Raw genomic sequence first — 15463 nt, forward strand, 5'->3', positions numbered from 1 at the left:
GATCCCGACATCCTCGGAGGCCGCGATCATGAAGAGTGACGCAAACTCATGTCCGCCGCGAGACCTCTCTCATAGGGAAGCAATTCTCTATGTTGGTGAAGGATCGATGCTCATGCTCAGATGGTCGCGGATGGGCGCATGCCCGGCCTAAGCGCATCAATGAATCTCGGGTACAGATAGCCGGAACAGAATTCGTTATGACCATTCTGTCCAAAGCACGACGCCATTCCATCGCTGCGGCTCAATCCAGGCGGAGGGATGAGGCAGCAGTCTTTTGCGCGCCTACCGGTCGGCCAGGAATGGGAGCCCTCGCAAACGCTGTCATTCGATGATCGCCGCCGCGGAGCTCCTCAGGCCGTGCCGTGCCCGACACCGGCAACGTCCTGGTCGTCAATCGCCCCGTCGCCGATGTCGATCCGAAGCTCGGCCAGTTCGCGGTGAGCTTCACTGCTATTCCGCAGTGCCCACCGAGCTCGCACAGGAGGTTCTATCAGGGCGGTCACGGGTGCACTCGTTGTCGGGTCTGCGACAAAGTCAACATGATGCACACGGCAGTCAGAGCCATGTCATTGTTGTGAAATAGTTTTCTCGTTTGGCACGACACGTGCAAGACTATCCGCAAACGTGCTGCGGCAAGGACTGAGGAGAAATCATGCCATGATCGAGCCCGCCGAACATGCAGTCGCAGCTGGGAAAACCGGGCCTTTCCGAGCCGACAGGACGTTGCGGTTATTTTCCAGTCGACACCATACTTCATGTTATCCGGACATGACCGTATTCGATTTCCAACCAACGCTGAATGCCCCGGACGATGATCCCTATCTTTGGCTCGAAGATGTGTCTGATCACAAATATGCTTACCCGCTATCCTGAGCGTTTCGGCGCGGTGTTCTGCAGAGTCCCGGTTATCGATATGCGCCGCTACACCAAGCTTTTGGCGGGCGCGAGCTGGATTGACGAATATGGCGATCCCGACAAGCCGCAGGAATGGATTTTCCTAAAGGAAATCTCGGCCTATCACGCCGCGACGCCGGGAAAGCCCTATCCCTCCTGCTTGCCACCAGGAAGCGGGACGACCGCGTCCACCCGGGCCACGCGCGTAAGATGGCCGCAAAGCTGCAGGCTCTTGACTATCCCGCCTACTTCTACGAGCCCGGCGCGGGCGGGCACTGCTCCGGCAAGAACAATCGGGAGCGGGCGCATTCATTGCCCTGGGCACCAATTTCCTTCGCAGTGCGATCGGCTGGCAAGCCGATGGCGTTCGATAGGTGGACGGAAACAAAGGGCAACGTTCAACAAGTGAGTACAGGTCGATGATTGGAGCACGGCGCAAATAATGTGTGCGCTGTCCCACGCAAACTGCGCATGAGCGCTCCGTCGATTCCAGCAGGATTTTTCATAGTGCATCGCATCATTTCTGAAGAGCAAGGAGAGAATAGCATGGCGAAAAAGCGAATGGGCGTGGCGCGGGGGGTAACAGCGGCCGTCATCCTCATGGTGGTGGGACAGCAGGCCGTTGCGGCGGACCTTGCGCACCCCGCGTGCGTCCCGCAGGCAGGAGCCTCGGTCACGGAAGCGCCAAGCCCTTGGCAGGTCCGCCTGCGTGCGTTGGGGGTCGTTACTGAGGATTCGGGCTACGTCAATGCAGTGCCCGGCTCCGGTCTTTCTTATTCAAACACGGTGACGCCGGAACTCGATATCTCCTATTTCTTCACAGACAACATCGCCGCCGAGCTCATACTCGGCACCACCTATGCAAATATCGAGGGCCAAGGAACGATCGGCGCGCTGGGCAATGTCGGCAAGGTTTGGCTGCTGCCGCCTACGCTCACATTGCAGTATCATTTTACCAACTTCGGCGCTTTCAAGCCCTATGTCGGCGCCGGCGTGAACTACACGATCTTTTATAACCAGGATGCCGGCAGCGCCGATGCTCTCCATGTTAAGAACACGTTCGGCACCGCGCTGCAGGTCGGGTTCGACTACATGGTGGATCAGCACTGGGGCGTCAACTTCGACGTGAAGAAGCTTTTCCTCAAGCCAGACTTCGACGTCACGGTCGACGGCGCGAAGCTGACGGGAAAGGCGGAGCTCGATCCCTGGTTGATAGGCGCAGGTGTCACCTACCGCTTCTGATCACGAAAGGGGAAGACGGCTGCTGGTAGCCGATCCGAAAATGAAGGGCGCCTCGTGCGCCCTTTCAACGCCGGCGCTGCACGGGCGAGTCGTCCGGATGTTCGAGGAGCGGCCTTGTTACTGGTGGCGGGAAGTGTCCGAAACCGGAGGAAAGTTCTGAGATAATTACCATCCGACACATAGCAGCCGATTGTGGGGCTACACTTGAAATTGACGAAGGGTCGGCCTCCCGGCTCCACCGGACCAGGAAGAGTACTCCTGGTCCTCGCGGCCTCGTCAGGTGCGCGGGCGCGGAGCAATTGCTTGGAAGTCGGGTGTGTCAGGGCCTGTTTGTCGGGCCGAACCAGATCCGTGTGGCTGACGCCGAGGGCCGATGCCAGTTCATAGATCGTGATGATCGTCGGATTTCTTCGGCCTTTCTCCGAGCCGCTGATGTACTGCTGGCTGAACCCGGAAATCTCGGCAAGCTGCTCTTGCGTCAGACGCTTCCTTTGCCTGATTCTCTGCACATTCCGTCCGACACTTGCGCATATCCATGCACGACAAGCATCGGATTGCACTATAATATGTAGTCATTGAGCATCCGTCTGGCCGAGGGCTTCGAATCCAGCGATGTTACAGCCTAAATCGGACACGCCGATTGCCGATGAAGTCCCATGGTCGGACGGCCTGACAGCCTATGACAAGGAGCACTTTACAACCTACATGAGGCACCTGGACACTTCCGCCGACGACGCCAGCGAAGAAGAGATGGCGCATCTGATCCTCGGCATCGTACCGGAGCGCGCCCGGAAGGCGCAGTCATCTCGACCGTGCGAACTGGATGGTCACGACTGGTTACAAGGATTTGCCTTGCGCTCAAGCAACGAACGCCCTGTACCCGCCATTCATGAGCGTATGGCCGCAGTGAATGGCGCGGCGGATGCGGTCGCGCAGATGATCGTCGGCCGTGAACTATCCGCAAACCGTTGATCTGGCATCCTGATTAGGGCGGAGGTCGGCTTTGGAATTGCAGGATTTGCGGTGTTTGGGCACTGTTTTCTTGCAATTCGATTTTGCGATTCCCTTGTGCTGCGGAGCGTGATTGAACTAAACCGCTGCCGCGGTAACTGATGCGCGGGTCTGGCCTGAGGAGGTCCCTGTCTGAGAAGATTTGGTGTCGAGCCAACCTTCCAGACAGGAGAACCCCAGATGGCCCAGATAAGCCCTCTGCGTCAGCGGATGATTGAAGATCTGACGATCCGCAATTTGTCACCGGAGACCCAGCGATCCTACGTGCATCACGTGGCGAAGTTCAGTCGATTTTTTGGACGATCACCCGATCAACTGGGATATGAAGAAGTGCGCGCCTATCAGGCCCACTTGGTGGGCCGAAGGGTCTCGTGGGGCGCGTTGAACCAGACCGTTTGCGCCTTGCGTTTCTTCTACGGCGTGACGCTTGGTCGATCTGATCTGCCTGAGCGGATCGCTTACGCCCGGACGCCGCGCAAGTTACCGATCGTGCTGAGCGCCGATGAGGTGGTCGGCTTTCTGCAGGCCGTGAAGGGGACGAGGAACCGGGTCGCTCTGATGACCACCTATGCGGTGGGCTTACGCGCCGCGGAGGCGGCGCGTCTGCAGGTGACGGACATCGATAGCAGCCGGATGATCATTCGCATCGAGCAGGGCAAGGGCGGCAAGGACCGCTATGTGATGCTGTCGCCGCAGCTGCTGGAGATTTTGCGCGTCTATTGGCGGTTGACCAAGCCGGGGCGATGGCTATTTCCTCGGCGCGATGGCCGCGGCCCGATCCACCCACAGACCTTAGGGATCGCCTGTCGAGCAGCCTGCGAGTTCCTGGGCGTTGAGAAGCGGGTGACGGTGCACACCCTTCGCCACAGCTTCGCCACCCACCTTTTGGAAGCCGGCACGGACATAAGGATCATTCAGGTGCTGCTGGGCCATCGCAGCCTGGCGACGACGACACTATACGCCCAGGTCTCAACGGCTGTGATCGGCCGGACTGCCAGTCCTTTTGACCAACTCCGCATGGAGATCACGCCGCCCGGCTGAGCCGCGCGCCATGCGCCCGGATCTGGAAGTGGCGGATGTATTCCACCGTCACGGGGCTGATTATCGCCGCGACCATGCCGGCCATCTCGGGCGTGTCGAGCGCCGGGTTATGGCCGCGGTGGAGGCGTGCCGGACCGCGGCCCTGGGCGGTCACGCCGAACACTGCGCCGACTGCGGTCTCGTGCGGCAAGCCTATAACTCCTGCCGCAACCGTCACTGCCCCAAGTGCCAGGGCCTAGCCCGCGCCCAGTGGCTGGCCGAGCGGCAGGCTGAGCTGCTGCCGGTCCCATACTTCCACGTGGTCTTCACCGTCCCGGCCCAGATCGCTGAGATCGCCTTCCAGAACAAGGCGGCGGTCTATACGATCCTGTTCAAGGCCGCATCCGAAGCCTTGAGGGTGGCGGCGGCCGATCCCAGGCATCTGGGCGCCGAGATCGGCATGGTCGCCGTGCTTCATACTTGGGGTCAAAATCTCCACCATCATCCGCATGTCCACTGCGTCGTGCCGGGCGGCGGCCTGTCGCTCGATCCTGCCACGGCGAAGGCCGGGGACCAGCGATGGATCGCCTGCCGGCCGGGATTTTTCCTGCCCGTGCGGGTTCTGTCGCGTCTGTTCAGGCGGCTATTCCTGGGGCGCCTGCAGGACGCCTTCGACGCCGGCCAGCTTCGCTTCTTCAGCGATCTCGCCAGCCTGGCCGACCCTGCCACTTTCTGCGCCCAACTGACTGGACTGAAGCGCATCGAATGGGTCGTCTACGCCAAGCCACCGTTCGGCGGTCCCGAACAGGTCCTCGCCTATCTGGGCCGCTACACCCATCGCGTCGCCATCGCTAACAGCCGCCTCGTGAGCCTGGACCAGGGAAAGGTCAGCTTCCGCTGGAAGGACTATCGCCACCACGACAAATCCAAGCACAAGCTCATGACCTTAAGCGCCGACGAGTTCATCCGGCGCTTCCTGCTGCACGCTCTTCCAGACGGATTCCATCGCATCCGCCATTACGGCCTCCTCGCCAACGGCCACCGCGTCGCCAAGCTCGCCCAGTGCCGTCTTCTTCTGGCGGCGCCCACGCCGCTGACGCCGGACCCGACCGCCGACTATCGCCAGCGTTACCGCTGTCTCACAGGGCGCTCCCTGAACATCTGTCCGGGCTGCGGCGGCGCCATGGCCTCGCTCGGCCCGATCCCGCGCAAGGCCCCGACCTGGCCAGACACCTCATGACACGTTGCGCACCGACACGCTCGCACCGTCCATCCCGGCGTCTGCTACAGTCGCCGAAGGGCCTTTGCGCGCCGCTAGTCAAAGTCGCAGCCTGGCTGTCGCCAGCAACGCTACACCTCAGCGTCAACGACCCAATGGCGCCGTCTCTCGCGTCGCAGATGGTCCTGCATCGCGACGACGGGCGACCGCCCAAGAGCGATCGGCGAGCCCGCTCCGGCGCCTCGGACACACTGTCGAGCCCTAAATCCCCATAGCCCCGCTCGCCATCCCGCGGTTCAGTTCAATCAGGCTTCAATGTAGTCGCGACCCGTGCGTGCCCGCCCAATCGCGCCCGCGACTACACAGAACCCTCCAGATTCACTCGGTCGGCGGCGGCGAATCGAGGGGGACGCAGTGTCCAGGCCACGCAGACGGGAGAGCAGGATCTTTTCCGCTCCAGGCTCGATCAAATCATCAACATGAAGCACGAGCTGGTGCGCCTGGCGCAGGCGATCGACTGGCCGGTGCTGGAGGAGCGTTTCGGTGCGGTCTATTCGGACGGTCCCGGCATGCCGCCGCTGCCGACCCGGCTGATGGCGGGGCTGGCGATCCTCAAGCGCACCTTCAACCTGTCGGACGGGGTGCTGTGCGAGCGCTGGGTGGAAAACCCCTACTTCCAGTATCTGTGCGGCGAGGAGTTCTTTCGCCACGACTTGCCCTTCGACCGCTCGTCGATGACGCGCTGGCGCAGCCGCATGGGCGAGGAGCGGATCGTCGCGCTTTTGCAGGAAAGCCTCAGCATTGCGGTCAAGACCGGGGCGATGAAGCCGACCGACACGCGCCAAGTGATCGTGGACACGACCGTGCAGCCGAAGAACGTGATGTTCCCGACCGAGGCCAAGCTCATCCACCGGGCCCGCGAACGGCTGGTGAGGCTGGCCAAACGGGCGGGGCTGGATTTGCGCCAGACCTATGTGCGGGTCGGCAAGCTGGCGCTGATCAAGCAGCAGCGCTATGCGCACGCCAAGCAGTTCAAGCGGGCCAATAAGGCGCTGCGCAGGCTAAAGACCTATCTCGGCCGGACCGTTCGCGACATCTCCCGCCAGGATCGCCGGCGATGCGGAACTGGACGCGCTCTTCAAATGGTCGTTCTACCAGGCCTCTACCGTTCTCGAGCAGCGTCAGCGCCAGCGCGGCCGCAAAATCTACAGCCTGCATGTGCACGAGGTGGAATGCATCGGTAAGGGCAAGGCGCATGCACCCTACGAGTTCGGGGTGAAGGTGTCGGTGGCCACCACGCTGAAGCGTTCAAAGGGTGGCCAGTTCGCCCTGCATGCAAAAGCGCTGCCCGGCGAATCCCTAATGACGGCTACACGCTCGCAGCGATCATCCCTGACATGGAAAAGACCATCGGCAACGAGATCAGCCGCGTTCTCGCTGACGCCGGCTATCGCGGCCACAACGCACCGGAGAGCCACAAGTTCAGGGTCTTCACCAGCGGCCAGAAACGCCGCGTCACCCCAGCCATCAAGCGCCAGATGCGGCGGCGATCGGCCGTCGAGCCCGTGATCGGCCACATCAAGGCCGAGCACCGGATGGGCCGCAACTATCTCGCCGGCAAGCAGGGCGACGCCGTCAACGCCATCCTGGCGGCCGCCGGCTACAACTTCTCCCTCCTGCTCAGGTGGCTGAAGGCTCTTTTGTGGATTCTCCTCGCCGCCCCTCAAATTCAGCCGAAGGAACTCGAAGCCTGATCCCTCTCATTGTTCACGGCCGACGATCGCGAGGATCTTTCCAGTCGGCCTGGACCCGCGGTTCGCCGATTAGCGCTTCAGCGATTCCCGGTGCGAAGCCCCCGCAAGCGAACCGTTGGGCGCCTGAAGGACGAAGCGTAGGTCACGCGCATCCGGCGGAAACAGAGTTTTTGGCAGTCGCCCGTCCGCGGTAAGACAGTTGAGACATTCGAGAGCCCATAGCCGTTGCAGAAATACGGTAGCATCACGCCCGAGGGAGTCCGCGAAACAGAACGCCCCAACCCGGCAGGTCGACGCGACGCAATGATGGAGAGCGATGTCCGATGTTCCAGCCATTCGGCGCGCTCCAGTGCATGCGCCAGATCGTGCCGGAAGGCTGGATTCCGACGCGAGAACTCCCCAGCCCAGCCTCGTCGGGTCACGGCTCGCCGCCGATCCACACCCGCGTGGTTGCTGCGCTTTTGACCCAAATGCAAGAGCCACAACGTGAAATATCGCGGATAGCAAGGTCCGAGCGTCTGAGGCGTCCCTGCCGTGACATGGGCCAAGCCATTCCGCTGATGGTGTTGCACCGCTGATCCAGCATAGTGCGTCGTTCACATTCAACCCCGCGAAGCTCCATCGGCGACCTATGTCGACCAGGAAGACAACCCTCCCGCGGCAGATTCGTCTCGATGCGCAAAAAGCTTTAATGCCAATCCCTCCTTATCGAGCAATTTGCATTCTCACCGCCTGACCAGCAACTCACCAATCGTCCTTGCCGACTAATCCACAGTTGCAACAGGTCACCTTCACATAAATTTACACGATCTTTGCGACCGCAAATCGCTGAGACTGGTACGTTGAATGCGCAGTTTGAGTTTAGCAACGGCTGATGCCGCTTTGGACTCGGGCAGCCAGGCAGCAAACAACCATCGGAGTCAAGAGCCATGGCAAGAAGAGCACTCATCATGATTGAAGGCGCAAGTAATAGTCTGCGCTACGCTCAAGCGGCCAAGCGTCTTGGCCTTGATCCAATTGTCCTGTCGGCTAATCCATCCCAGAATGACTACCTTGCAGCGGAAGAGGGTGAGGCCATCAGGGTCGATACAGACAATCTCGATGAGCTGGTCAGCGAATGTTCCCGGTTACGTGCGAGCTATGAGATTTCTGGCATTACGTCTGCCAGCGAGTCGGCCTATGTGACGGTTGGCAAGCTCTGCCGGCATTTCGATCTACCGGGACCCAACCCAGAATCGATTGCGCAGTGTTGCGACAAATTCACTCAACGTCAGCTCCTAGCAAAGGCCGGCGTTCCAATACCTGCTTATAGCCTGGCAGCGAATGCGATGGAGATAGAAAGCGCTGCCACGAAAATCGGGATGCCGGTGGTCGTCAAGCCAGCCGTAGGAATAGGCAGCGTCGGTGTCCGATTGTGCCGCAGCCTCGATGAGTTGGCCGAACATACGACCTATCTGTTGGGCGAAAAGAGAATTTGGCGGTCTTCGCCGAGGATACTGGTTGAAGAATTCGCACAAGGGCCCCAGTATTGCGCTGAGATAATGGGCAACGAGCTCGTTTGGATCGGCTCCGGTGATTACGGCCCACCACCGCATTTCGTCTATCATAAGTGGAGCTATCCGGCCCTGCTTACTGATGACGAGCACAAGCGTATCGCCGATGCATCGCTGAGCTGCTTGCCAGCTCTCGGCCTTGGCTGGGGGCCCACGAACATTGAACTCCGGTGGACGAAGCGTGGCCCAGTCGTCATTGAAGTCAATCCGCGACTTGCGGGCTCGCCGACTCCTCAATTAGTTGAGCTGGCTTACGGCATCGATCTCATCACCGAGCACATTAAGCTTGTCATCGGCGATAGATGCAAGCTGCGCAAAAGGCATTCCCACGCTGCGGCCGCGCGGTTCCTGGTTGCTGACCGCGATGGCACGATCGATTGGATCGATGGTGATAGCCAGGCGGCTGCTATACAAGGTGTCACCGAGGTCAAATTCTATGTTAAACCCAAGACGCCGATCGCCAGGAAAGGCGATTACCGAGACTGCCTCGGATATATCATCGCTGCTTCAGCCACCCATGCTCAGACGGAAACGATACTTCAGCGTGCCGTTGAGTTGATTAATTGGTCCATAACGCCATTTCCGACAGTTGGCGAAAAGGAATAGTCTGCGGCCCTTACCTGCCGGCGTACGGAGTTGCGCTGGATGGAATCTAAAACTTGGTGCTCACGTTGCGGCGGCGATAATTTTGTCGGGACGGGCGGTCCAGTCGAATGGCTTGAGTGTCTGGTTGTGCTCGGTAACGTAGCGCTGATGGAGCCTGGAGGGAGCTATGGCCGGAATTGGGTGACGGGGCCGATCAGGCGGCGCGATGATCGGGTGTCGCGGTTATGGCGACTCCGTCGATGAATCTGACGCCTGCGATGACCATTGGCAACTGAGTTTCGCCCTTCAGGCGACGCCAAGTTTTGGCGGCGGACATGATCAGTTTGAAGACCATGAGACGGGCCGTCTTGTGCGACAGCGCGCACTTGGTGCGTACGGTCCGGTGCCGCACCGTGGCGAAAGCGCTTGTCGATCTCATCCGTATCTGTGGGCGCGGCCCAGCTTGGTCGCTCACAAGATGCACGGCCTGGAACTGCAGGTGGCAAGCCGCAAAGGAAAGGCAGCACGCGTGGCCAACCTATGCCTACAATGTCAAGGACTTGCGGAACCAAGAGACGCAAATCGCCAGGAAGGCCCAGGAAAGCTACGAGAATTTTGTCGAAGCCTGGCGCCCGCGCTCGCCAAAGGCAAAGGCGAGCGGGCGCGTCAATCCGGCAAGGCTCGAGTAGGCTGCCTGGCAGCGCTTTCAGCCGATGGACGTATCCGGCGACCGCTGTGGTCTATGTATTTCCATGTGATCTCTCATGGAATGAGAACCCCGTTTAAGGGGTGATTTTCGTCCAACTTTTTGCGTGAAAAACCAGGGTCCCGATTCAGTGGTGATTGACAGCTGGTCGTCTCTCAAGGACGCAATAGACACCGTAGGCAAGCCCAGGCCTTTCGACATCGGCGACCCGGGCGAGCACCTACTTCTGAGGCAATTCGCCGAACAGCTGGTCGAGCTTTTTTACTCAGCGTCTTCGCATCAATGTCGCCGACACCGCCACATGTAGGCCGTCGCGGGCGAAAGGGCCTTGTGGAAGGCACAGAGATCGGCCGGCGTGAGGCCGGCGAGGCTCACCTTGGTACCTTCGCCCGGCCTCGAATAGGATGCGTACCGTAGATCGCGCGCATCCATTTGCGCTGGGCGATTGCCTTGGTTCGCGCTCATTGGCGATGATGCCGGAAAAGCAATCGGACCGCGCTCATTGTTGCGGCCGTTGAGTCTTGCTGCACTAGAAGTGGAGACATGTCTCTCCCATCACTTCGTGGCAATTTGACAATCAGTCCGTTACCTCGGTACAGTCATTAGAAAGTGGCATCCAATCTCCCCATACTTGGCGCTCAACTGCGCCGTTGCGGGAACGCAGGGCTGCAGATTGTTCCTATTCGCCAAAGGCCGGAAATGGTGTGATCGACCAATCTATCAAGTCGACGGCACGTTGAAGTATCGCCTCGGTCTGAGCAAGGCTGGGTGAAACAGCGATGACATATCCCAAAGAGTCTCGGTAATCGCCTTTCCTGATGATCGGCGTCTTGGGTTCAACATAAAATTTCACCTCCGCGACACCTGGTACTGCACCCGCCCGGCTGTCGCCATCCATCCAATCGAGGATGCCATCGCGATCAGGAACTAGGGACCGCCAAGCAGCAATGTGCGAATGCCTTCTGCGCAAATCCCATTCGTCGCCGATGGCAAGCTTGATGTGCTCGGTGATGAGATCGACACCGTAAGCCAGTCGAACCGGTTGAGGACCGCCAGCAAGTCGCGGAGTGACTTCAATGACGACTGGGCCACGCTTCGTCCACCGGAGTTCAATGCACGTTGGCCCCCAGCCAAGGCCGAGAGCTCGCAAACAGCTCAGCGAAACATCGGCGATACGCTCGTGCTCGTCATCATTCAGCGGTGCCGGAAAAATGCCTTCACGAATAACAAAATGCGGCGGGGGCCCGAAGTCACCCGCGGAAATCCCAATGACCTCATCTCCCATTATGTCGGCCCAATAGTAGGGGCCCTGTGCGAATTCTTCGACCAGTATCCTCGGCGAAGACCGCCATATGTGCTTCCCGCCCAACAGATAGGTCGCATGTTCGGCTAACTCATCGACGTTGCGGCACAATCGGACACCGCTGCTGCCGGTGCCTACGGCTGGCTTAAGAACCACCGGTAATCCGATCTCCGCGGCAGCGCTTTGTATGTCCGTCGCGTTCGCCGCCAAGCGATAAGCAGGGATTGGAACACCCCCCTCCGCGAGGAGCTGACGTTGAGTGAATTTGTCGCAGCATCGTTCAATCGATATCGGGTTCGGTCCCGGTAGATCGAAATGCCGGCAGAGCTTGCCAACTGTCGCATACACCGACTCCTTGGCGCTCGTAATGCCAGCAATGTCATAGGTCGAACGTAACCGGGAACATTCGCGGATCAGCGCATCGAGATTGGCTGTATCGACGCGGATTGCCTCAATCCCATCCGCCGCAAGATAGTCGTACTGAGCTGGATCGGACGACAGGGAAATTGGATGAAGACCAAGACCGTGGGCCGCTTGGACGTATAGCAGACCATTAGCCCTTGTGCCTTCAACCAGGATGAGCGCTCTTCTTGCCATTGGCGTTGACCATCCGTTCGTGTTGTGCTGCGGCCTTAATCTTTTCAGCCGCGCCTGACCTCAGACTTTGTAGTGAACATACCGCCGTCAGCGATTTGCGTTCGCAAAGATTCTGTAAAATTGTTTGAAGAATCTGTTACACATTTTGCTTATCATCGTGTGGCGAGCCATGGATCAAGTTTGACGTTCAAGCGACGCCAGCTTGAAAGCCGTATAATGATTTGCATGCACTACTACCTACCTATTGGGATCGGTGATGGCGAACCAGGCATAAAACTACCATTTGCGACAGCGAAACGATTGTTCAGGAGATAGTTGAACCACCGTGCGACTAGCTATCGCCGGTTGCATTCCTGACCGTCCCTGGCCCAGCAATTCGCTATTTAATTGCCGCCTGATCCGCGGGGCACGGATCCTCCCATGCCCCAGAACCGGTTCATGAGCTCCCCGGTCTAGTGTCACGCAGAATTAGGCGGGCGCTCAGGATCGGGAACCGGCGCTGCCAGGGAGCACGGGGAAGTATTCGCGGACCCACGCATCGTCAGCCGTTCGTGCGCACCGCTGTGCAGCGGGCGGAAAAAGGCGGAGTGAAATCAGGCGATCGGCAGATCACGCGGCGGACGCACCACCAAGATCCACGCATTGACCGATGGCCTGTGCCGACCCGTCGCGTTCCTGTTGACCGGCGGCCAGGTTGCCGACTGCACGGCGGGGGAAGCCCTCATCGAGCAGATGCCGCCAGCGCCGATCCTGCATGGCGATAAGGGCTATGATAGCAATGCCATTCGCCAGCAAGTCAGCGGCAGGGGCGCTTTCGCCAACATTCAGCCCAAGGCCAACAGGAAATGGAAGAATTGCTTCTCACCCTATCTCTACCGGGATCGCAACGCCATTGAGCGCATGTTCTGCCGCCTCAAGGACTTCAGGCGCATCCTCACCCGCTACGACCGTCTCGCGCAGAATTTTCCTCGCCGCCGTCTGGACCCTGATCCTTCGATCTTTGCATGACTCTATTACGATTTCCGTTCATATGAAATATCCAGAAATACTTGATTCGCATATCAGGTTCTCAATCGTGGCGATCGTCATTTGCGAGGGCTTCTCTACGAAGCGGCGACAGTCATCCTGACCCGCAGCTCGGCCGACAGCAGCCTGCGGACATGGGGCCTCAAACTCAGGGAGCGGGTAGCCTTCAAACGAGCCGCCGTTGCCGTAGCACAAAAACTGGCGGTGACAATGCATGCTATGCTCAAAAATGGCGAGCGCTTCGATCGGACCGCCGGAGCGATAGCGTGATCACTTACGAATAGCGTTCAGTCTCTGAGCGCGCCGAGGCGTCCCTGCCGGGGACGTGGGCAGAGCCATTCCGCTTGATGGGGTGCACCGCTGGCTCAGCATAGTGCGTCGTCCACATTTGAAGGCTCCTCCCGCGAAGCTCCATCATGCGGCGACCTATGTCGACCGCGAAGACGACCCTGCACCCGGCATACGCGTCTCAGGAATTGCAAAGGCGCTTGACTCTGCCACCACGATTAGACGACACCATCAACCTGCCCGCCCACAAGGGCGCCGGCGTGCGCGACGCGATTGAGGCTGACCTGAGACCCTTGTTCCCTCCATTTCAATGGAGAGTCCGGCGCCTCATTTCTGGTCTCATGCGGCCTGTTTTTCCAGCGCCATTTTTATGGCGAATTCGATGGGCGTGATATTGCCCAATGCTGAGTGTGGTCTGTTCCGGTTGTAATCCTCCTTCCATAGATCGATTGCTGCCCGCGCTTGCGTGAGAGTGGAGAACAGCGTTTCGTTCAAGCATTCGTCACGAAATCGGCCGTTGAAACTCTCCACGAATCCGTTCTGCATCGGCTTGCCGGGCGCGATGTAATGCCATTCGACGCCGCTCTCCTGGCACCATTTGAGGACCGCCATCGACGTCAGCTCGGTGCCGTTGTCCGAGACGATCGTGCGAGACCTGCCGCGGCGAGCGATGACGGCATCCAGTTCCCGGACGACGCGGGCGCCCGACAGCGACGTATCCGCGACCAGTGCCAGGCATTCCCGCGTGAAGTCGTCGACGACGGCCAAAACCCTGAACCGCCGACCATCTGTGAAGGCGTCGCTGACGAAATCCAGGCTCCAGCGCTCGTTCATCCGGCCCGGCGCGGTCATCGGCCTTCTCGTTCCCAAGGCCCGCTTGCGGCCGCCACGTTTGCGGACCTGGAGCTTCTCATCCCTGTAAAGCCGCCGCAGCTTCTTCTGGTTCATCACGATCCCTTGCCGTTCAAGCATGATGTGGATGCGCCAATAGCCGAAGCGGCGTCGTTCGGCTGCCACCGTCTTCATCGCGGCTCGAACGACGGCATCATCCGGCCGGATGCTTGTGTAGCGAACGCTCGAGCGATCGACGAAAAGAGCCTTGCACGCCCGACGCTGGCTCACCCCATGCCGCTCGCAGGCGTGGGCCACAGCGCATCGCTTGGCATCGGGCGTCACCATTTTTTTGCAGCGACATCCTTCAGGATGGCATTGTCCAGCATCTGCTCGGCCAGCAGCTTCTTCAGCTTGGCGTTCTCCTCCTCCAAAGCTTTCAGCTTGCGGGCGTCGGAAACGTCCATGCCACCGAACTTGGCCTTGTATTTGTAGAAAGTCGCTTCCGAGATCCCGTGCTTGCGGCAGACATCGGCGGTCTTCATTCCCGCCTCCTGCTCCTTCAAAATCGCGATGACTTGTTCTTCCGTGAACCGTGAACGCTTCATTCGTCCGTCTCCTTGAGCGGGACGGACTCTACCAAAAAACTGGAGGAGCTTCAGGGTCTCAGGTCAAGGCCGCAGGCGCGGGCCTGCTCAACCTGCCGCCCTACAGTCCCGACTTCAATCCGATTGAGAACGCCTTCGCCAAACTCAAGGCGAGCAAAGGCCGAGAGAACCATCAAGGCTTTGTGGGACGCGATCGGCGCGGTCGTCGACCTCTTCACCCCAGCAGAATGTGCCAACTACTTCAAAGCCGCAGGATATGAACCGGATTAAACAGGACGTGCTCTAGACCGAGAACCTGCTTCGTTAGGCGGGCGAACTCTCAGCATTGTGGCGAGGATCGTCAGCAGTGGCTCGACCAGCCGCATGACAACCGGATCTGTGCCGGCCGACTCGTGCACACGACCGGCTGAAGGCGGTTCGCGACGGCGTGCCCAGCTTGATGCCGGACTCCCGCAGGATCGCCCGGACCACGTTCTCGATGGTACGCATTTCGTTCTGCACCGTGCGGCGGGCGACGAGAAGGGAACGCCAGAGACGGCACTGCCGGCTCTTCACATGCACCTGTCGGTACCAGCCGGTGCCTATGATCTGCGCCAGCGCGCTGGCGTCATTCCGATATGTCTTGTTTGGCAATCGTCTTCATCGCTGCATTGGCCCGCCGGGTCTCGATGCAGATGCCGGCAGGCCATCGGCGCACATCCCGTCGTGAAGCCAGGCAGTCAGCGAACACGCGTCCAGCCCGATCCGCTCCAGCGGCAGATCGACTTCCCGCAGCGCTTCGCTTAACGCCTGCGGCTCGCTCGCCGCACGCACATCCTCTCCGCCC

Annotated in this window: 6 protein-coding genes and 9 pseudogenes; 10 read left to right on the top strand and 5 right to left on the bottom strand. The window is 59.7% G+C overall.

The genetic code is table 11. The annotated features are described in order from the left end of the window. Window positions 1-841: 841 nt before the first annotated feature. Together NKL06_RS10980 and NKL06_RS10985 are read left to right on the top strand one after the other, a co-directional pair. A pseudogene (locus NKL06_RS10980) lies at window positions 842-1268 on the top strand (prolyl oligopeptidase family serine peptidase); the annotation flags it as partial. Between the two features lie 187 nt (window positions 1269-1455). After that, window positions 1456-2136 carry an OmpW/AlkL family protein gene (locus tag NKL06_RS10985; RefSeq protein WP_031210613.1) on the top strand — a complete coding sequence of 227 codons (681 nt, stop codon included), beginning with the start codon at window positions 1456-1458 and terminating at the stop codon, window positions 2134-2136. Between the two features lie 323 nt (window positions 2137-2459). Here the strand turns inward: NKL06_RS10985 and NKL06_RS10990 are convergent. Next, window positions 2460-2673 (bottom strand): annotated as a pseudogene (locus NKL06_RS10990) (helix-turn-helix transcriptional regulator); the annotation flags it as partial. 75 nt (window positions 2674-2748) lie between these two features. On the opposite strand from NKL06_RS10990, the pseudogene NKL06_RS10995 reads away from it, so the two are divergent. The 5 genes and pseudogenes from NKL06_RS10995 (at window position 2749) to NKL06_RS11020 (ending at window position 9299) form a co-directional block, all read left to right on the top strand. Beyond that, a pseudogene (locus NKL06_RS10995) lies at window positions 2749-3046 on the top strand (hypothetical protein). Between the two features lie 281 nt (window positions 3047-3327). Next, the gene (locus NKL06_RS11005) at window positions 3328-4188 is read left to right on the top strand and encodes a site-specific integrase (RefSeq protein ID WP_352487742.1); all 861 of its coding nucleotides are present in this window, start codon (window positions 3328-3330) and stop codon (window positions 4186-4188) included. A gap of 10 nt (window positions 4189-4198) precedes the next feature. Further along, a complete protein-coding gene (locus NKL06_RS11010; protein ID WP_023693497.1) occupies window positions 4199-5407 on the top strand; it encodes an IS91 family transposase in 1209 nt (402 codons plus the stop codon). A gap of 449 nt (window positions 5408-5856) precedes the next feature. Beyond that, window positions 5857-7140 (top strand): annotated as a pseudogene (locus NKL06_RS11015) (IS5 family transposase). Window positions 7141-8069: 929 nt separating this feature from the next. Continuing rightward, window positions 8070-9299, top strand: coding sequence for an ATP-grasp domain-containing protein (locus tag NKL06_RS11020; RefSeq protein ID WP_023693496.1), 1230 nt, complete (start codon window positions 8070-8072; stop codon window positions 9297-9299). Between the two features lie 193 nt (window positions 9300-9492). Here the strand turns inward: NKL06_RS11020 and NKL06_RS11030 are convergent. Both NKL06_RS11030 and NKL06_RS11035 read right to left on the bottom strand, forming a co-directional pair. Then, window positions 9493-9705 (bottom strand): annotated as a pseudogene (locus NKL06_RS11030) (IS256 family transposase); the annotation flags it as partial. Between the two features lie 958 nt (window positions 9706-10663). After that, complete coding sequence (locus NKL06_RS11035; protein WP_352580267.1) at window positions 10664-11884, bottom strand: ATP-grasp domain-containing protein; 1221 nt, start codon at window positions 11882-11884, stop codon at window positions 10664-10666. Between the two features lie 538 nt (window positions 11885-12422). On the opposite strand from NKL06_RS11035, the pseudogene NKL06_RS11040 reads away from it, so the two are divergent. Further along, window positions 12423-12892, top strand: a pseudogene (locus NKL06_RS11040) (IS5 family transposase); the annotation flags it as partial. A 57-nt stretch (window positions 12893-12949) separates the two neighbouring features. After that, window positions 12950-13180: pseudogene (locus NKL06_RS11045) on the top strand (IS110 family transposase); the annotation flags it as partial. Window positions 13181-13537: 357 nt separating this feature from the next. Here the strand turns inward: NKL06_RS11045 and NKL06_RS11050 are convergent. Next, window positions 13538-14637 (bottom strand): IS3 family transposase gene (locus NKL06_RS11050; RefSeq protein ID WP_156939190.1). Its coding sequence is split into 2 segments (ribosomal slippage): window positions 13538-14385 and window positions 14385-14637, totalling 1101 coding nucleotides; the frame shifts between segments, so codons are not numbered across the junction. Window positions 14638-14699: 62 nt separating this feature from the next. Here NKL06_RS11050 and NKL06_RS11055 point away from each other — a divergent pair. Further along, a pseudogene (locus tag NKL06_RS11055) lies at window positions 14700-14907 on the top strand (transposase); the annotation flags it as partial. A 13-nt stretch (window positions 14908-14920) separates the two neighbouring features. On the opposite strand, the pseudogene NKL06_RS11060 reads toward NKL06_RS11055, so the two are convergent. Next, a pseudogene (locus tag NKL06_RS11060) lies at window positions 14921-15453 on the bottom strand (transposase); the annotation flags it as partial. Window positions 15454-15463 lie beyond the last annotated feature (10 nt).

It is taken from the genome of Mesorhizobium sp. C268A (assembly GCF_040324475.1).
Lineage (GTDB): Bacteria > Pseudomonadota > Alphaproteobacteria > Rhizobiales > Rhizobiaceae > Mesorhizobium.